Origin of the sequence: Sinorhizobium sp. P24N7 (assembly GCF_042436655.1) — a bacterium.
Classification (GTDB): Bacteria; Pseudomonadota; Alphaproteobacteria; order Rhizobiales; family Rhizobiaceae; genus Sinorhizobium; species Sinorhizobium meliloti_A.
In genome coordinates this window covers 115,145-133,381 of sequence record NZ_JBHMIW010000001.1, presented here as the reverse complement: position 1 = coordinate 133,381, position 18,237 = coordinate 115,145, and the positions used below count along the sequence as shown (strand labels likewise).

Genomic DNA, 18,237 nt, shown 5'->3' with positions numbered 1-18,237 from the left:
CAGGGAGGAAAGAAGATGAATACCAATGTCGCAGCACAGGGCACGAGCTCATCCCTCGCCCGCTCGAGACGGCGCGTGCCGCCCGAGCTCAACATCTTCCTGGTGCTGATCGGTATCGCGCTCGTCTACGAGGTTCTCGGCTGGCTCTTCGTCGGCCAGAGCTTCCTGATGAATTCGCAACGCCTGACGATCATGATCCTGCAGGTATCGGTGATCGGCATCATCGCCGTCGGCGTCACGCAGGTTATCATCACGGGCGGCATCGACCTCTCGTCAGGTTCGGTCGTCGGCATGACCGCGATGATCTCGGCGAGCGTTGCGCAGGCCTCCACCTGGCCGCGGGCGCTTTATCCGTCCCTGACCGACCTGCCGGCCATCGTGCCGATCTGCCTTGGCGTCGGGATCGGTCTTCTTGCCGGCTTCATCAACGGCCAGCTCATCGCCAGGACCAAGATCCCGCCCTTCATCGCCACGCTCGGCATGATGGTTTCGGCCCGCGGCGTCTCCAAGTGGTACACGAAGGGCCAGCCGGTCTCGGGCCTCACCGAGCAGTTCAACTTCATCGGCACGGGCATCTGGCCGGTGATCGTGTTCCTCGTCGTGGCGCTGATATTCCACATCGCGCTGCGCTACACCCGCTACGGCAAGTTCACTTACGCGATCGGTGCCAATGTCCAGGCCGCGCGCGTCTCCGGCATCAATGTCGAAGCGCACCTGGTGAAGGTCTATGCGATCGCCGGCATGCTTGCCGGCCTCGCAGGCGTGGTCACCGCCGCCCGCGCCCAGACGGCACAGGCCGGCATGGGCGTCATGTACGAACTCGACGCGATCGCCGCGACCGTCATCGGTGGCACGTCGCTCACCGGCGGCGTCGGCCGCATCACCGGCACGGTGATCGGCACGGTGATCCTCGGCGTGATGACGTCCGGCTTCACCTTCCTCCGGGTCGACGCCTACTACCAGGAGATCGTCAAGGGCATCATCATCGTCGCCGCGGTTGTCGTCGACGTTTATCGCCAGAAAGGCCGCAAAAAAGCATAAAAATACTGCTCCTCCTCGAAAGAACTGGCCGGGACGAAGACATTCATCCCGGCCCTTTTCTTTTCTCGTCATGGTACTGGGCCGCTATATTGTCGCGAATGACATATGCTCGTCTTGCAAGGCAGCCCCTTTGGCTGCCCTATGGCTTCCGCTGCGCCGATAGACTATATCGCCGAAATGAAAAACTATCGGAGAATTACCATGTCCTCGCAGCGCCAGCTTGCGAAACACGCCCGGTCCAGCTTCCTCCTCCAGCTCTGGAGCGCGATGATGCGGGTCCAGACCCGCGAAACGGCGGCCCTCTTCAGCTCCCGCCAACGTTAGGACAGGTACTGCGCTGCCGGCCATGTCTCAGCGGTCGAGGGCGATTGATGGTGTGCCGCTCACTGCCTCGCAGTCATTGGCAAAATCAAGCCCCACTGCGTCTCTTGAGGTGGTCCGAACGGCTCGAAACCCAGTTTCCTGTAGACGGCAATCGCCCGTTCATTGGCCGGGTGCGGATCGGTGCCGATAACCGGCACCCCCGCATCGAAGAGAGCCTTCATTCTCGCCCCGATAAATGCTGTCCCGTGCCCGACCCCGATCATTTCGGGGTCTCCTATGTATTGATCGATCCCCCGCGATCCCTTGGGAAGCTTGGCGAAATGGTGATTTTCCCAGCCGTGGACGGTATAGTCCTGCATGAACGCAAAGGGGCGTTCGGCGGTTGAAACAATCCAACGCGCCACGCGAGGATCAGCCAGGTCTGCTGCATCGTGCGACCCGTCCGAGCCCCACCATGCGCGGACATGCGGGTTCGATCGCCATGCTGCAAGCAAAGGGAGATCATTCACCGTCGCTTTGCGAAAACTGTATCGGTCGGCCGCCGTCATTCAACGAACTTAGCACGTCGCTGGCCGGTAGAAACAGGCCCTACCTCGCTTCAGCCAGGCTCGCTGCCATGCGACTCTGGCTGAGCGCTTATGAGTGACCACCTAGCTCGCCAGGACGAGCCCTCCGTAACGACTGATTTCCTTCTCGATTTCGGCGACGAGCGTTTCGAGCGCGGAATTTCTCGCCTTCCTGGCGCGGCGCACGACATAGGCCAAGGCAGGCGGCGCCGGCAGGTGCTCGGAGACGATCTGCATCTCAGGGCGCAGGTGGCGGCCGCTCAGAAGCGCTACGCCCATGGCCGAATTTACCGCGGCCACGATGCCGGCCGCGCTTGCACATTCGAACACGGTTTCAAGAACCACCCCTCCATCCTGTCCGATATCGAGCGCCCATCTTCGGTAGAAGCATTCGTCATCGAAGGACAGGAAGGGTATCGGGCCTTGCTGCGGCAGCGACAATTCCGGATGCTTGACCCAGTGAAGCTCCTCGCGGAACAGGACGACGTCGGTCGGTCGGACCTCATGAGCGAAGACCTGCAGGATCGCAGCCTCCAATTCGCCCCGATCCAGCATTGCCCGCAGGACCAGACTCATGCGGACCTTGGTGCGGACGGCGACGTGAGGATGCAGGCGGCGAAATCTCGCTAATATGCGCGCAAGATCGCTGCAGGCGGTGTCTTCGGTCAGGCCGAGAGCGATGCGCCCCTTGAGCGACGTTTTCGACAAACTCAGAAGCGCCTCGTCATGCAGCCCGAGGATTCGCCCGGCATAGTCCAGCAAATCCTCCCCGGCCGCGGTGAACATCGCTCCCCCCGGCTTGCGGCCGAGCAGGTCGCAATCGAGGCTCGTCTCGAGCCGTTTGACCTTGTGGCTGACGGCTGACTGCGACAAACCCAGGGCCTCGGCCGCGCGCGTGATCCCCCCGTGATGGCGGATCGCCCACAAGGCGCGCAGCGCATCGATTTCCAAACGTCGGCCGTTGAGCTCTTTCATCGCGATCCCCGTCATGAATATTGCGTGAATTATGCGGACCAAGTGCCAATTTGGCAATTTCACATTGCCGATCCGGCTGCGATGTCATGTTGCTATCGAAATTTGTCATGTGCAAAAGGGATCACCGCCACCTAAGGCTGGGAAACGAACGACACGCCCGAGAGCGCCATGACCCACCAGCCCATCTCGCTGCCCGCAGCAAAACAGCATCGTCTCCTCTGGCCCCTCATGGCGACGCTACTGGTCGTCGGCTGGAGTTCCGGCTTCGTCGGCATTCGCTATGCAAGCGAAGAGGCGAGCGTAATGCTGGTTCTGTTCTGGCGCACGCTTTTGTCGGGGGTGATCCTGCTGCCCTTCGCGCTGATCATCGGTCCGCGGCTGCGGATGCGCGGCGTCGTGGAACAGATGCTGTTCGGCGTCATGTCGGTCTTCCTTTATCTCGGTGGCTTCGCACTGGCCATCGAACAGCGGGTTCCGACGGGACTGGTCGCACTCATCTCGGACCTCTTGCCATTGGCGATTGCCGCCCTGTCGCAACCGGTTTTGGGCGAGCGCCTGAGCGCGCGGCAATGGTTCGGAACGGCAATCGCCGTTCTCGGCGTGCTGATCGTCTCGTTCGACAGCCTCAGCTTCGGCACGGCCCCGTTGTGGGCTTATGGATTGACGGTGGGCTCCATGCTTGTTTTTGCGCTCGCCTCGGTTCTGCACAAGCGACGGCGCACCCGGCACATGCCCGTGCACCAAAGCCTTTGCATCCATACCCTGACCGGTTCGGTGCTGTTCGGGCTGTGCGCTATGATGCAAGGGAACCTCGCCCCACCGTTGACGCCCGCTTTCGGCGTGGGGATGGTCTGGTTAGTTCTGTTCGCAACCTTTGCCGCCTATTCGCTCTACTACACGAGCTTGCGTCTCTTCCCGGTGGCCCAGGTCAGCGCTGCGATCTATCTCAGTCCGCCTGTCACCATGCTGTGGGCCTGGGCGCTGTTTTCCGAGCCGCTGACCCCAGCTGTCTTGGTGGGGCTGACGGTGACGCTGGTCGGCGTTTGGATGACCTCGCGCGGCTGAGCGGGGCTGAGCCCTCGAGAATCTTTGATGGGGAACTGCGTGTTTCCACAGGCTGAAGCGGGGCAGCGGCAGTGAAGCGTTCTCAAGCCCACCGTGCGGATGGCGAGGATACGGAGTTTCGCACCACGAGATCGGGCCTGAGGAATATCTCGGTCTCTGCCGGGCTGCGGTCGGAGAGAAGCTCCAAGAGAAGCGCCATGGCGTGTTTGCCGATCAGCGTGCGCGGCTGGCGGATCGTGGTCAAAGCCGGCGTCATGAATGTCGCCTGCGGCACGTCGTCGAAGCCTGTCACCGAGAAATCGCGCGGTATGTCATAGCCGCGTGCCTTCAGCCCGATCATCACGCCGAGTGCCGTCTGATCGTTGACGCACATGAATGCCGTCGGCAGCGTGTCGCGCACGAAGAGCCGCTCGACGGCAGCCCTGCCGCTCTCGAGCGTGCCGTCGCCCTCCTGGACCAGCCGAAGTTCCGCCGGCACCCCCGCCGCATCGAGGCCCGCATCATAGCCGGCGCGGCGCCGCTTATAGGCAAGGCGGGTCCGCGAATCGCCGATGAAAGCGATCTTGCGATGACCTTCGGCGATGAGGAGGTCGACCACCTTGCGGGCGCCCTCGACATCGTCGACACCCACATAGGGTATGCCGCCGTTGAAGACGGGCTCGAATATGCCGACGCTCGGCGGCAGCCGCGCTGCTATCGTCTCGTGACCGAAGGGCAGGATGCCGGTAAAGAGGATCAGACCCGCCGCCTGGTTGGAGTTGAGAAACTTCAGATATTCGACCGCGCGCTGGGCGTCGTTTTGGGTATGGCCGATCAGCACGCCGTATCCGTGCGACCGTGCCTCGTTTTCGAGGCCGACCAGAATGCTCGAAAAGTTCGGATCGCCGATATCCGGGGCGACGACCAGGATCATGTTCGAGCGGCCGAGGCGCAGGCTGCGAGCCATGGCATTGGTCGTATAGCCGGTGATCGCGATCGCCTGGTTGACCTTCAGCCGCGTGGATTTAGCGACCTTCTCCGGGTTGTGGATTGCCCGCGATACCGTCGCGATCGAAACTTCAGCGATCCTGGCGACGTCTTCGATGGTTGCGGGCGTGGAATCCGACACTGCGCTCTGCCTTGCGTCTCCCTACTGCGTGTTTCCCTAAATCCCGATTTAGAGATAAAAACAAGCAGCTAATCAATCTGCTACGGCGGACTTTGCGTGTCTGACAAGAACGCGCGGCGCTGTACACGGCGGGACACTACACACACCGCGGGCAACGTCAAAGGCGGTCCGGCAAATTCCTGTGCATGCCGTTATGTAAACCTTTACATCGGGAGTGTAAAGGTTTACATAGCGTCCATGGGCGGTCGGGAGCCGCAATGGGGGAAATCGATGAATCCGGAGACGGTAGACGCCGCGCGCGTCGTGCTGGAGGCGCGGCGGATCAGCAAGTCCTTCAGCGGCGTGCAGGTGCTCTTCAGTGTCAATTTCGAGCTTCGCGCCGGCGAGATCCATGCCCTGATGGGCGAGAACGGCGCCGGTAAGTCGACCCTCGTCAAGATTCTTTCAGGGTTCGAGCAGCCGTCCTCGGGCGAGGTCCTGCTCGATGGCCAGCCGGTAACGCTTCCCGCAAACGGCGCGGCCGAAGCGCTGGGCATCGTCATCATCCACCAGGAATTCAATCTCGCCGAACATCTGACTGTTGCCGAAAGCCTGTTTCTCGGTCGCGAGGTGACGCGTTTCGGCGTGCTCGACCGCAAATATATGCGCGCGGAGGCGCGCCGGGTTCTCGATCTGCTCGGCTGCCACGTGGACGCGAACGCGCTGATCGGCAGTCTTTCAATCGCCGAAAAGCAGATGGTCGAGATCGCCAAGGCCATCAGCCGCGACGCGCGGATCGTCTTCATGGACGAACCGACGGCCGTTCTCTCCCGCGAGGAGACCAACTTCCTTTTCCGGCAGGTGCGCAAGCTGCGCGACAGGGGCACGAGCTTCGTCTTCGTGTCGCACAAGCTCGACGAAGTCATCGAACTGACCGACCGGGTGACGGTGCTGCGCGACGGGCAGTGGGTGAAGACCGCCGCGACATCGATGCTCGACGGCGAGTCGATTGCGCAGCTCATGGTCGGCCGCGAAATGTCGAGTCTCTATCCCGCCAAGAATGAGCCGAACGTCGACGAAGAGGTCGTGCTGCGAGTCGACGCCGTCTCGACCGACTATGTGAAGGACGCCAGCTTCGAGGTGCGCAAAGGCGAAATACTGGGCTTTTCGGGCATGATCGGCTCCGGCCGCACCGAACTCATGGAAGCGGTCGCCGGCCTCAGGCCCCGCCTGTCGGGCGAGGTGACGATCCGTGGAGAGACCGCGCCTTCAGGCGACGTGCACGCGGCCAACCGGCGCGGTCTTGCCTACATGACCAAGGACCGCAAGGCGAAAGGCCTGCTGCTCAACTCCGGCATGACGACGAACCTGACCTTGCAGTCGCTCGGCCGGCATGCCCGCATCGGCTATCTCAGCCCGGCAAGCGAGGCGGCTGCGCTCGAAAGGGCCCGCCGCCGCTTCGACATCCGCGTGCGCGACGGCAATGTCGTCGCCAGGCGCATGTCCGGCGGCAACCAGCAGAAGCTGCTGCTCGCCAAGGTGATGGAAACGGAACCGGACATCATCATCATCGACGAGCCGACACGCGGCATCGACGTCGGCACCAAGCAGCAGATCTATCATTTCATCTCGGCGCTCGCGCGCGACGGCCGCTCGATCATCGTCGTCTCTTCCGAAATGCCCGAGGTCATCGGGCTTTGCACCAGGGTCGCGGTGATGCGCGAGGGACGCATCGTCGGCATGCTCGAGGGAGACGAGATCTCCGAGCAGGAGATCATGCGCTACGCAGCCGGACTGAAGAAAATGGCTGCCGCCTGACCGCTTGGACGCGCGGCGAAGGCAGGCACAGGAAAAGGAATTCCCCCGGCTCGGGGGCGGGAGAGGTTGATCTGGACATGAGCGTGAACGAGGAAAGCATCCAAAGCACAACGCACCGCCGGACGTGGCGGGACGTCGATCTCAGGGCCGTGGCGCCGTTTGCCGCCCTTGCACTGCTGTTGATCGTCGGTGCCATGGTCAACCCCAACTTCATCAGTCTCAACAACCTCGCCAACGTCGCCACCCGCAGCGCCTTCATCGCCATCATCGCTGTTGGCGCCACCTTCGTCATTTCCGCAGGCGACCTCGACCTTTCGGTCGGCTCGATGGTCGCCTTCGTGGCAAGCCTGATGATCCTGTTCATGAATTCCGGCGTGATTGCCGATCCGGCACTGATGCTCACGGCCGCGGTCCTCTTTGCGGTCGTCGCCGGTAGCGCCTGCGGGCTCGCCAACGGGCTGATCACCACGGTCGGCAGGATCGAGCCCTTCATCGCGACGCTCGGCACGATGGGCATCTATCGCGGCCTTACCACCTGGCTTTCGCAAGGCGGCGCGATCACCCTGCGCGAGCCGGAAATACAGGAGCTCTATCGCCCGGCCTATTTCGGCAGCATTCTCGGCATGCCAGTGCCGATCGCGATCATCCTCGCGGTCACCGCCGTCGCCGCCTTTATCCTTTATCGCACGCGTTACGGCCGGCACGTGGTCGCGGTCGGCTCCAACAGCGACGTGGCTCGCTATTCCGGCATCGCCGTCAACCGCGTTCGCACCATCGCCTTCGTCATCCAGGGTCTCTGCGTCGCCGTCGCCGTGCTGCTCTACGTGCCGCGCCTCGGCTCCACCTCGGCCACGACCGGTATCCTGTGGGAACTGCAGGCCATCACCGCCGTCGTCGTCGGCGGAACGGCGCTCAAGGGCGGCGCCGGCCGCGTCTGGGGCACGATCTGCGGTGCCTTCATTCTCGAATTGGTCGGAAACATCATGCTCCTGTCGAACTTCATCAGCGAATACCTGATCGGCGCGATGCAGGGTGCGATCATCATCATCGCGATGCTCGTCCAGCGCTCGCTGGTACGCAAATCGTGACCAAGCCGGATCGAGCGCGATCCGGCCACATCAACCAAGACCTAGAATCATTGGGAGGAAGAAGCATGCGAAAGGGATTAATGGGCATTGCCGCCGTCACGATGATGGCACTGACGGGTGCAGCCCATGCACAAGACAAGAACGTCACGATCGGCGTGTCGATCCCGGCGGCCGACCATGGCTGGACCGCCGGCGTCGTGTTCCACGCCGACCGCGTTGCCAAGCTGCTCATGGAGCAGCATCCGGGCCTCAACGTCATCGTCAAGACCTCGCCGGATCCGGCGAGCCAGGCCAACGCCGTGCAGGACCTCGAAACGCAGGGGATCGACGCCCTCGTGATCCTGCCGACCGACCCCGATCCGCTGGTCAATGCGATCAAGGAAGTCAAGGGCAAGGGCACCTTCGTGGCGCTGGTGGACCGCGCGCCCTCGACCAACGACAACAGCGTGCGTGACCTCTATGTCGCCGGCAACAACCCGGCACTCGGCCAGGTCGCCGGCGAATACATCAAAGCAACGACGCCGGAAGCCAAGGTGGTCGTCATTCGCGGCCTGCCGATCCCGATCGACCAGCAGCGTCAGGACGGCTTCGACAAGGGCATCGCCGGCTCCAAGGTCGAAATCCTGGACCGCCAGTACGGCAACTGGAATCGCGACGACGCCTTCAAGGTCATGCAGGACTACCTGACCAAGTATCCGCAGATCGACGTCGTTTGGTGTCAGGATGACGACATGGCCGTCGGGGTGCTGCAGGCGATCGATCAGGCCAAGCGCACCGACATCCAGTATGTGGTCGCCGGAGCCGGTTCGAAGGACATGATCAAGCGGGTCATGGACGGCGACAAGATGATCCCGGTCGACGTGCTCTACCCGCCGGCAATGGTCGGCACGGCACTCGAAATGACCGTGGCCAACTTCTACGGCCAGGTCCCGGTTCGCGGCACCTACACGATCGACGCGACGCTGGTGACGAAGGAAAACGCCAAGGACTTCTATTTCCCCGATTCGCCGTTCTGATCGGACGTCGGAGCTAATCAAGACACGGCCTGCCTGAGGCTTTCTACTCGGGCGGGTCTTTTTCTTTGGCGTTTATCCAACGGGCTACCCCCTCTGCCCTGCCGGGCAGAGGGGTGACCGTGGGCGCCTTCGCGGCCGCCTGTAATCAGCCTCACCCCGCCGGAAACGCCGCCACCACCTTCAACCCTCGACCGGCGTCACCCTCGTCCAGCCGCATGGTCCCGCCGTAAAGCCCGACGATTTCCTCGACGATCGGGAGGCCCAGTCCGGTACCGGGGGCTTCTTCGCCGCCGCGCCGGAAACGCTTGAGCGCCGCCTCGCGCAGCTCCGCCGGAATGCCCGGGCCATTGTCCTCCACTGCCAGCAGGACCGCGTGGTCCCCGCTCCCGACGCGCACGGTCACCTCCGCCCCGCGGCCGGCATAAAGCAACGCGTTGCCGATCAGGTTCTTCAGGAGTTCGCCGATAAGCAGGGGCTCGGCGCGGATCCAGTGCTCGCCCTCGCCGGCAAAGCCGAGATCGATGCCGGCTTCGCCCGCCGCCGGTACGTGGTCCGCCGTGACGCCGCGGGCAAGCCCGACGAGTTCGACCCGCTCCAATCCCCGCGCCTCGTCTCGGCCCGCGGCATCGATCTTGGCCATCAGCAGCAGCTGCGCGAGAATGCGTTCGGCATTGGCGACGGCCTCGTCCGCCTTCATCGCCGCCGCCCGGGTTTCCTCGATCGTCGTCGCCCGCTGCGCAAGCGCAAGCTGCGTGCGGATGATAGCAAGGGGGGTTCTGAGCTGATGGCTGGCATTGCCGGTGAAGTGCCGCAGCGCATCGAGGGCCGATTGCAGGCGGACCATGAAAGAGTTCACGGTATCGACGAGCCCCTGGACTTCGTTCGGCACCTGCTCGCCGATCGGATGCAGATCGTCGGGGCTGCGCTCGGCGATCGCATCGCCAAGCCGATAGAGCGGCCTCAGGGAAAAGGTGACGGCGACCCAGACGATCATCGCCGCCCCGGCGATCATCAGCCCGAGGCGCAGGGCCGAGCGGATGATGATGGTCTGCGCGAGCTGGCGCCGGGCGATCGTCGTCTCCGCGACGGTGACGACGAAGGGAACGGAATTGACCCCGGTCGAGGCGGAGCGTCTGAGTGCCGCCACGCGGATAGGTTCGCCGCGAAAGACGGCATCTGCGAAGCTCGTCGATTGACCGGTGCTTTCGGAAAGCGAAGGCAGGGTCTGATAGCCGGTGATGAACTCGCCGGGCGGGCCGTCCACCCGGTAAAAGACCCGGTCCTGCGCCGCCGATGTCAGCATCTCGAGCGCAACATAGGGGATGTCGACCTGTAACGAGCCGTCTTCGGCGACGACCACGCGCTCGGCGATCGCCAGCGCCGATCCGGCAAGCACCCGGTCCGAAACGGCATTTGCCGTCTTGACGGCTTCCCGGTAGGTATCCGCCAGCGCGACGACGCCGATCACGGCTGTCGAGATCAGCAGCCAGCCGAGCAGCCTGCGCCGCAGCGAATAGACGACCTTTCCGGGGGCGGCTGTCATTCGGGACCGGCCGTCTTGTCGAGATAATAGCCGATGCCGCGAGCGGTCCGTACGGTCAGCCCGAAGGGCGCCAGCCGCTTGCGCAGCCGGCTCACATATTGCTCGATCGCATTGGGGCTCAGATCGTCGTCCAGGCCCGTCAGCGATTGCACGATGGCGTCCTTGGCGACGACCTTACCGGCGCGCATGAACAGAAGCTCGAGAAGACCGAGCTCGCGCGCCGGAATCTCGATCGGCATGCCTGCCGAGGAGAAACTGCGCGAGGTGAGATCGAGCGAGACATTGCCATAGCTGACGACGGAGGCCCGCAACCCCGCCTGCCGGCGCAGGAGGACGCGCACGCGCGCCTCGAACTCGCCGATATCGAAAGGCTTGATCAGGTAATCGTCGGCGCCGAGGTCGAGTCCCTTGATCCTCTCTTCCGGCGTACCGCGCGCCGTCAGGATGAGAACCGCCGCGCGATTCTGCCGCGCCCGCATGGCACGCAGCACGTCCAGACCATCCATCTCCGGCAGGTTCAAATCGAGGATCACCAGATCGAAGCTCTCGGCCGCAGCAACCGCATGCGCGGATGCGCCGTCGCTCACGACGTCGACGGCATAGCCGCTGCCCCGCAGAAGCGTCGAAAGGCCCTCCGCCAGGGCCCGATTGTCCTCAACCAGCAAGATACGCAATATCGCCTCTCCCCGGGATCACTCTATCGCTCGCGAGCTTGCTTGTGAACGGCAGCGCTCTCAGGCATTGTGAATTCATGCGGTTCTTGATTTCTCTCGGTTTTTTGATCCTGTCGGCCGCGGTCGCCAAGGCCGCGCCGACATTCTTCCCGGCTCTCTCCGGTGACGGCGCCGCACCGGTCCTGACCGTCTATTCCTCGCTCGACGAACCCTTGGCGAGACCGATGATCGACGGCTTCCAGAAGGCCAATCCCGATGTCGCGGTCCGCTACGAGGACATGCTGACCGGCGAGATCTACGACAGGATCGTCAAGGAGACCGATGCCGGCGAGAAGACTGCCGATTTCGCCTTTTCCTCCGCCATGGACCTGCAGGTCAAGCTCAGCAATGACGGTTATGCGCAACGCAGCGACCTGCCTATGAGCGGACGCTGGCCGGCCTGGGCGAACTGGCGCAACACGGCTTACGCTCTCACCTTCGAGCCGGCCGTCTTCGTCTACCACAAGCCGAGCTTCCGGCACGAGCAGCCGCCGGCGACGCGCGCCGAATTCGTCGATTACCTCAAGCGGAAAGGAAATGCCGTCTTCGGCCGCATCGGCACCTACGACATCGAACGTTCCGGCGTCGGCTTCCTCTTCATGTCGCGCGACCAGGAGCAGTTCGGCGACATCTGGACGGTGATCCGCACCATGGGGTCGGCCGGCGTGAAGCTCTATTCGACCAGTCAGGCGATCCTGGAGAGAATTTCCGACGGACGCTTCGTGCTCGGCTACAACATCCTCGGCTCCTACGCGGCCGACTGGGCATCGCGGCATCCCGATGTCGGCATCGTGCTGCCGAAGGACTATACGGTCGTCATGTCGCGCATCGGGCTGGTGCCGCAGGCCGCAGCCGCCCCCGAACTCGGCCGCCGCTATCTCGAATTCTTCATGTCGAAGGAGGGCCAGACGATCATGGCGCGGGAGCTGCAGATCCCGGCGGTCAGCCCCGAAGTCGCCGGCGAGAACACCGCGAACACCATGCGGGAAATGCTCGGAGGTCAGTTGAAACCCGTACCGGTCAGTCCCGGGCTGATGGTCTATCTCGACCAGGTCAAACGGGCGCGGCTGATTGCCCGCTGGAACGAGATGCTGCGCCTGCAGTGAATAAGCAGGCAAACAAGTCATTTACGCGAAACGGACTTGATGTCAGGTTAATGTCAGCTTTCTATGTTGCTTAAGGTCGCCGGCGAACCGTGGAGGCGGACCGCCGGCAGCGTATCGGGAGGATCCACAAGTCCGGTCTAAGGTCGCCGTCGATGTCGACCAGCCGCTTCTCCCCTTCGCGAACGATAATCAATGTGCGCGTGACGAAGCGCGCCTCACGGAGGACCGACCTTGAAACACTTCTTCCTCGCATCCATTCTCGCCGGCGCAATTGCTCTGCCGGCCTATGCCGCCGACTACACGATCATCGCGCCGGCCAATCCCGGCGGCGGCTGGGACCAGACCGCCCGTTCGATGCAGACCGTCCTGCAGCAGGAGGGCATTTCCGGCAACGTGCAGGTCCAGAACGTTCCGGGCGCCGGCGGCACGATCGGCCTTGCCCAGTTCGCAAGCCAGCAGAAGGGCAACCCGAACGCGCTTCTCGTCGGCGGTTACGTCATGGTTGGCGCCATCCTCACCAACAACTCGCCGGTCACCCTCAAGGACGTGACGCCGATCGCGCGGCTTACGGGCGAATACGAAGCGATCGTCGTTCCCGCCGCCTCCGAGATCCAGACGATGAAAGACCTCGTCGAGGCGCTGAAGAAGGATCCGGGCGCGGTTTCCTGGGCAGGCGGCTCGGCCGGCGGTACCGACCATATCGCGGTAGGCCTGATTGCCAAGGCCGCTGGTGTCGATCCGACCAAGATCAACTACATCGCCTATTCCGGCGGCGGCGAGGCGCTTGCCGCGATCCTCGGCAGCCAGGTAACCGCCGGCATTTCCGGTTACGGTGAATTCGAGTCCCAGGTGAAGGCCGGAACGCTCCGCCTGCTCGCCGTCTCCAGCGCCGAGCGCCTCGAGGGTATCGACGCGCCGACGCTGAAGGAATCCGGCGTCGACGTCGTGGTCGAAAACTGGCGCATGGTCGCCGCTGCCCCGGGCCTCACGGAAGAACAGAAGGCCGCAGTCTCCGCCGACATCGAGAAGCTTGCCAAATCCGCAGGCTGGCAGGAAGTGCTGAAGACCAAAGGCTGGCAGGACACCTATCTCGCCGGCGCCGCCTTCGACGAGCAGCTCGCCAAGGACATTTCCGCCACGGAAACCGTCCTGAAGGACATCGGACTGGTCAAATGAACAAGGGGAACAACCCTTCCGTCGAAACGCGCCGCCCCGACCGGGCGGCGCTGGTCATCGCCGCCGTTCTGGCAGCAATCGCCGGTGTGATCTTCTGGGACGTGTCGCGCCTGAGCGGCCTTGCCGGCTACTCGCAAGTCGGGCCGATGACCGTGCCCTACGCGATCGCCTGCTGTCTCATCGCGCTTGCGGTCTGGACGGCGGTCGAAGCCTGGCGGGGCGACTTTCCCGAACGCGAGCACCAGCAGGCGAGTCCGGTTGTCTGGATCGTCGCCGGGCTTGCGGCGCAGATGCTGCTCTTGAACACGCTCGGCTTCTCGATCGCGACCGGCATCCTCTTCGCCCTCACGGCCCGCGGCTTCGGCAAACGCAAATTGTGGCTGACCGTGCCGGTCGGCGTCGTGTTCAGTTTCATCGTCTGGGCTGTCTTCGCCAAGCTGCTGCAATTGTCGCTGCCCGCAGGGCCGCTGGAACGCCTGTTCTTCTAGAGCGGGATCAGGAAAAGTGTGTGCGGTCTTCCGCCCGCATCCCGCTCTTAACCTATCAGATCGATCACGTTCATGATTTCAGGTTCGATCCTGGAATCACCGTGATCTAAAGAAGGCCGACGACCATGGGTACTTTCGATTTCCTGCTGCAGGGGCTGCTGGTCGCTGCCCAGCCGATGAACCTTCTCTACGCACTCATCGGCGTAACGCTCGGCACCGCCGTCGGCGTGCTGCCCGGCATCGGTCCCGCATTGACCGTCGCACTGCTCCTGCCGGTCACCTATCAGCTCGATCCGGCCGGGTCGCTCATCATGTTCGCCGGCATATATTATGGCGGCATGTATGGGGGTTCGACGACGTCGATCCTTCTCAACACGCCCGGCGAGAGCGCCTCGATCGTCACCGCCCTCGAGGGCAACAAGATGGCGCGTGCCGGCCGCGGCGGTCCGGCGCTTGCCACGGCAGCCATCGGCTCCTTCGTCGCCGGCCTCATCGCCACGCTCGGACTGGCCTTCATTGCGCCCTATATCGTCAAGCTGGCGCTCGTCTTCGGCCCGCGCGAATATTTCGCGCTGATGGTGCTCGCCTTCGTCACCGTCTCCTCCGCCTTCGGCGACTCGACGCTGCGGGGGCTCACCTCGCTCTTCGTCGGCCTGACCCTTGCCTGCATCGGCATCGACCAGCTGACCGGCCAGGCGCGCCTTTCTTTCGGCGTGCCCGACCTCCTCGACGGCATCGAGGTGACGACTCTCGCCGTCGCCATGTTCGCGATCGGCGAGACGCTGTTCATCGCCGCGCAAGGCGACCGCGGCCCGGACAAGGTGGAAGCGGTCAAGGGCTCGGTCTGGATGAGCGCCACGGATTGGGCGCGCTCCTGGAAGCCGTGGCTGCGCGGCACCTTCATCGGCTTTCCCATCGGCGCCATGCCGGCCGGGGGCGCCGAGATCGGCACTTTCCTCTCCTATGCGGCGGAGAAGCGCCTGACCAAACATCCGGAGGAATTCGGCAACGGCGCCATCGAAGGCGTGGCTGGCCCGGAAGCCGCCAACAACGCATCCGCTGCAGGCACGCTGGTGCCGCTCCTCACGCTCGGCCTGCCGACCACGGCGACGGCCGCGATCATGCTCGCCGGCTTCCAGCAATACGGGCTGCAGCCGGGGCCGCTGCTCTTCGCCACCAATCCGCAGCTCGTCTGGGGTCTGATCGCCAGCCTCCTCATCGCCAATTTCATGCTGCTTGTCCTCAACCTGCCGCTGATCGGCCTCTGGGTGAGGCTGTTGACGATCCCGAAGCCGTGGCTCTATGCGGGCATCCTGCTCTTCGCAACGCTCGGCACCATCGGCGCCAATCCCTCGGTCTTCGAACTCGGCATGCTGCTGGCCTTCGGCCTGCTGGGCTACGTCATGCGCGTCTTCGGCTATCCGATCGCGCCGGTGGTCGTCGGCCTGATCCTCGGGCCGCTCGCCGAACAGCAGCTCCGCAGGGCGCTCTCGATCAGCCAGGGCGACATCACCGTGCTCTTCACGTCGCCGATCGCGGCCGTGCTCCTGGTGATCGCCGCGCTCGCGCTGGTCGTGCCGCTGATCCTCAGGGCTCGCGGCCGCGGCGAAGTGCTCGCACAACTCGCCGCCAGCGAAGACTGAGCGGCTTCCGACGATCAGGCAGGCCCGATCGGCTGCCGCCCCTATTGCTGGACGCGTGCGGGCCTGCTTTCGCTGCATGGCTGGGCTGAGGTTTTGTGCATTGCAAAACAACCCCGCCGGACCCATCTTTTGCTCATCGAATAGAAAACGAAAGCGAGCAAGAGATGACCAGCAAGAACCGCATGGGCTTCATCGGCCGCGCCTTCGCCGTACTCGGCGCCGCAACCGCTGCTGCCGCCGCCGTCGAAGGCCATCGCCGCCCCAAAGCACAGGATCTCCGCACCCTCGGCATCGATCCCGCAGCCTTCCCTGGCAATCGCCAGGGCTGACCTGCCCGACGTCCAGGCCTCAGCCTGAAACAGGATCGCGTCGCCATCAGGCGACGCGATCCTGTTTCAGGGAACTGCCCTCCCATTGCGACCGTCGTCCGAACGGCTTCAACCTCAACCGGACGCGATGATCCTCCGGCCCATGACGCCGAGCCCCCGCACGAAACGGGAGAGACGCGACGGATCCGCTCGCCGCTTCGAACCCCACCTCATGCCCTGCCCGGGTGAACTGCCGGTTCATGGTGAGTGTGCAGGGCGACCAATCCGTCCCGATGATATCCGTCAGCGCTGTGATGCCGTCCTTCGGCCTGTTCAACGGTCCCCGTCACGAACTGGCAGGGAATGTGAAAAGGCGCCGGAATGGGAAGATCTTCAGATAAAAATGGCGCCGGCAAACTGGCCGGCGCCACCAAGATTTTACAGTCCCGCACGCTTTGAGCTCATGCGGGCATCCAACAAGAGATCAAGCGACCTTGGCAACCGCCGTCGGCACGCTCGCGATCGTCTTCAGGATGACCGAAGCGATCTGGTAGGGGTCGCCCTGGGAGTTCGGGCGGCGATCTTCGAGATAGCCGCGGTAGCCGTTGTTGACGAAGCTGTGCGGAACGCGAATGGAGGCGCCGCGGTCGGCCACGCCGTAGCTGAACTTGTCCCACGGCGCCGTCTCGTGCTTGCCGGTCAGGCGCAAGTGGTTGTCCGGGCCGTAGACGTTGATGTGGTCGTGCAGGTTCTTCTCGAAGGCGGCCATCAGCGCTTCGAAATAATCCTTGCCGCCGACTTCGCGCAGATAGGCAGTCGAGAAGTTGGCGTGCATGCCGGAGCCGTTCCAGTCCGTGTCGCCGAGCGGCTTGCAGTGGAACTCGACGTCGATGCCGTATTTCTCCGTCAGGCGCAGCAGAAGGTAGCGCGCCAGCCAGACTTCATCGGCAGCCTTCTTGGAGCCCTTGCCGAAAACCTGGAATTCCCATTGGCCCTTGGCCACTTCGGCGTTGATGCCTTCGTGGTTGATGCCCGCGGCCAGGCAGATGTCGAGATGCTCTTCGACGATCTGGCGCGCGATGTCGCCGACATTCTTGTAGCCGACGCCGGTGTAGTACGGGCCCTGCGGCGCCGGATAGCCCTGCTCCGGGAAGCCCAGCGGGCGGCCGTTCTTGTAGAAGAAATATTCCTGCTCGAAGCCGAACCAGGCGCTTTCATCGTCCAGGACCGTTGCACGGGTATTCGACGGATGCGGCGTCTTGCCGTCCGGCATCATGACCTCGCACATGACCAATGCGCCATTCGTGCGGACCGGGTCGGGATAGACCGCAACCGGCTTCAGCACGCAATCGGAGCTGCGCCCTTCGGCCTGCTGCGTCGAGCTGCCGTCGAAGCCCCAGAGAGGAAGCTGTTCGAGCGTCGGAAACGCGTCGAATTCCTTGATCTGCGTCTTCCCGCGGAGATTTGGAACGGGCGTGTAGCCATCGAGCCAGATGTACTCGAGCTTATACTTGGTCATTAGCGAATCTCTCTAACGTGGTGCTGCATGGTTTGAGCAAATCCTGACAGCTTCAGCGCTACACAACGCCCAACCGCCAGGGATCGGATACCATGAAGCATCAAGCGTGCCAGTTGGGCGCCGGAGAGAGACTTTTTTCCGCCGGCGGCACCGCGGCGGGGCGAATCGGCGCGGACGCGCCCCGCGGACGCAGCCGGAAAAGATCCTCGGCGGGACCCGCAAAGCCCGGCATTTTTACGCGGTTCGGGGCCGGCCTGGGTAGAAAAACAAGCAGCAATTCAAATCGATACCGCGGTCTCCTCACTCGCGGAAAGGTGCCTGGAGCCGCTTCTCCTGCTCATCCTTATCGGCGTCCGCGGCCCGAACATTTCTGCCCAAAAATTATTTGGCAGGCGCCGCTGCCTAAAAAATCGCACTTGCGCCCGTTGCATCCGTGAATGCTCCGGACAATGCTCGCAATTCCGGCACGGAATTGAACGAAATTTCGGCAATTCGCGTAAATCATGTGCAAATCCTGCCTGGTTGCACTATGTTTCTCCCCAGAACTCACGGGAGACCAGAGCATGGCCACGAGTCTTTACGGCAAGTCTGCGACGATCCTGAAGTTTCCGGCCGCTGTGTCACGGAAGGCCGAGGAACGGCGCTCCGAAGCCCAGCGCAAACTGGACCTCGTACCGTCGGACGTGTGCGCCGCCGTCGATGGCTGCTGGTATCACGAAGAAGCCCTGAGCGACGATACGAAGCACTGAAGCGGAGCGGTC

18 protein-coding genes are annotated in these 18,237 nt (G+C 63.4%); 11 read left to right on the top strand and 7 right to left on the bottom strand.

The features are described from left to right. The first annotated feature begins 15 nt into the window (after nucleotides 1-15). The gene (locus ACFHWW_RS00585; RefSeq protein ID WP_018096205.1) at nucleotides 16-1,041 is read left to right on the top strand and encodes an ABC transporter permease; all 1,026 of its coding nucleotides are present in this window, start codon (nucleotides 16-18) and stop codon (nucleotides 1,039-1,041) included. Nucleotides 1,042-1,424: 383 nt separating this feature from the next. Here ACFHWW_RS00585 and ACFHWW_RS00580 read toward each other — a convergent pair whose 3' ends face one another. Together ACFHWW_RS00580 and ACFHWW_RS00575 are read right to left on the bottom strand one after the other, a co-directional pair. After that, nucleotides 1,425-1,913, bottom strand: a complete 489-nt coding sequence (locus tag ACFHWW_RS00580) for a GNAT family N-acetyltransferase (RefSeq protein WP_324764540.1) — start codon at nucleotides 1,911-1,913, stop codon at nucleotides 1,425-1,427. Nucleotides 1,914-2,015: 102 nt separating this feature from the next. After that, a complete protein-coding gene (locus ACFHWW_RS00575) occupies nucleotides 2,016-2,906 on the bottom strand; it encodes a LysR family transcriptional regulator (protein WP_198516670.1) in 891 nt (296 codons plus the stop codon). 168 nt (nucleotides 2,907-3,074) lie between these two features. On the opposite strand from ACFHWW_RS00575, the gene ACFHWW_RS00570 reads away from it, so the two are divergent. Next, nucleotides 3,075-3,971: a DMT family transporter gene (locus tag ACFHWW_RS00570; RefSeq protein WP_379937005.1), complete on the top strand. Its 897-nt coding sequence runs from the start codon at nucleotides 3,075-3,077 to the stop codon at nucleotides 3,969-3,971. A gap of 82 nt (nucleotides 3,972-4,053) precedes the next feature. Here the strand turns inward: ACFHWW_RS00570 and ACFHWW_RS00565 are convergent, their stop codons facing one another. Further along, a complete protein-coding gene (locus tag ACFHWW_RS00565) occupies nucleotides 4,054-5,079 on the bottom strand; it encodes a LacI family DNA-binding transcriptional regulator (RefSeq protein WP_018096200.1) in 1,026 nt (341 codons plus the stop codon). A gap of 270 nt (nucleotides 5,080-5,349) precedes the next feature. Here ACFHWW_RS00565 and ACFHWW_RS00560 point away from each other — a divergent pair, with 270 nt between their 5' ends. The 3 genes from ACFHWW_RS00560 to ACFHWW_RS00550 all read left to right on the top strand — a co-directional run bounded on the left by ACFHWW_RS00560 (nucleotide 5,350) and on the right by ACFHWW_RS00550 (nucleotide 8,980). Beyond that, the gene (locus ACFHWW_RS00560; RefSeq protein WP_026168724.1) at nucleotides 5,350-6,876 is read left to right on the top strand and encodes a sugar ABC transporter ATP-binding protein; all 1,527 of its coding nucleotides are present in this window, start codon (nucleotides 5,350-5,352) and stop codon (nucleotides 6,874-6,876) included. 77 nt (nucleotides 6,877-6,953) lie between these two features. Continuing rightward, on the top strand, nucleotides 6,954-7,964 hold the full coding sequence (locus ACFHWW_RS00555) for an ABC transporter permease (protein WP_100671302.1): 1,011 nt from the start codon (nucleotides 6,954-6,956) through the stop codon (nucleotides 7,962-7,964). 80 nt (nucleotides 7,965-8,044) lie between these two features. Continuing rightward, nucleotides 8,045-8,980 (top strand): substrate-binding domain-containing protein, encoded by a 936-nt coding sequence (locus ACFHWW_RS00550; protein WP_379937235.1) that lies wholly within the window; start codon nucleotides 8,045-8,047, stop codon nucleotides 8,978-8,980. Nucleotides 8,981-9,131: 151 nt separating this feature from the next. On the opposite strand, the gene ACFHWW_RS00545 is transcribed toward ACFHWW_RS00550, so the two are convergent. Next, entirely contained in the window at nucleotides 9,132-10,523 is a 1,392-nt protein-coding gene (locus tag ACFHWW_RS00545) for a sensor histidine kinase (RefSeq protein WP_379937004.1), read from the bottom strand. Next, nucleotides 10,520-11,197: a response regulator transcription factor gene (locus ACFHWW_RS00540; RefSeq protein ID WP_018096195.1), complete on the bottom strand. Its 678-nt coding sequence runs from the start codon at nucleotides 11,195-11,197 to the stop codon at nucleotides 10,520-10,522. The genes ACFHWW_RS00545 and ACFHWW_RS00540 overlap by 4 nt, the downstream gene beginning before the upstream one ends. 77 nt (nucleotides 11,198-11,274) lie before the next feature. On the opposite strand from ACFHWW_RS00540, the gene ACFHWW_RS00535 reads away from it, so the two are divergent. From ACFHWW_RS00535 to ACFHWW_RS00515, 5 genes are all read left to right on the top strand, one after another. Continuing rightward, entirely contained in the window at nucleotides 11,275-12,342 is a 1,068-nt protein-coding gene (locus ACFHWW_RS00535; protein WP_018096194.1) for an ABC transporter substrate-binding protein, read from the top strand. A 231-nt stretch (nucleotides 12,343-12,573) separates the two neighbouring features. Then, nucleotides 12,574-13,518, top strand: coding sequence for a tripartite tricarboxylate transporter substrate binding protein (locus ACFHWW_RS00530; RefSeq protein ID WP_018096193.1), 945 nt, complete (start codon nucleotides 12,574-12,576; stop codon nucleotides 13,516-13,518). Then, nucleotides 13,515-14,006, top strand: a complete 492-nt coding sequence (locus ACFHWW_RS00525) for a tripartite tricarboxylate transporter TctB family protein (RefSeq protein WP_379937003.1) — start codon at nucleotides 13,515-13,517, stop codon at nucleotides 14,004-14,006. Before ACFHWW_RS00530 ends, ACFHWW_RS00525 begins: the two co-directional genes overlap by 4 nt. A gap of 125 nt (nucleotides 14,007-14,131) precedes the next feature. Continuing rightward, nucleotides 14,132-15,649: a tripartite tricarboxylate transporter permease gene (locus ACFHWW_RS00520; protein ID WP_018096191.1), complete on the top strand. Its 1,518-nt coding sequence runs from the start codon at nucleotides 14,132-14,134 to the stop codon at nucleotides 15,647-15,649. 164 nt (nucleotides 15,650-15,813) lie between these two features. Beyond that, nucleotides 15,814-15,978, top strand: a complete 165-nt coding sequence (locus ACFHWW_RS00515; protein WP_379937002.1) for a hypothetical protein — start codon at nucleotides 15,814-15,816, stop codon at nucleotides 15,976-15,978. Nucleotides 15,979-16,024: 46 nt separating this feature from the next. Here the strand turns inward: ACFHWW_RS00515 and ACFHWW_RS00510 are convergent, their stop codons facing one another. After that, nucleotides 16,025-16,294, bottom strand: a complete 270-nt coding sequence (locus tag ACFHWW_RS00510; protein ID WP_379937001.1) for a DUF6065 family protein — start codon at nucleotides 16,292-16,294, stop codon at nucleotides 16,025-16,027. A 147-nt stretch (nucleotides 16,295-16,441) separates the two neighbouring features. Further along, entirely contained in the window at nucleotides 16,442-17,476 is a 1,035-nt protein-coding gene (locus ACFHWW_RS00505) for a glutamine synthetase beta-grasp domain-containing protein (RefSeq protein ID WP_018096189.1), read from the bottom strand. Between the two features lie 563 nt (nucleotides 17,477-18,039). Between ACFHWW_RS00505 and ACFHWW_RS00500 the strand changes: the two genes are divergently transcribed. Beyond that, entirely contained in the window at nucleotides 18,040-18,225 is a 186-nt protein-coding gene (locus ACFHWW_RS00500; RefSeq protein WP_275599430.1) for a DUF2735 domain-containing protein, read from the top strand. Nucleotides 18,226-18,237: the final 12 nt, after the last annotated feature.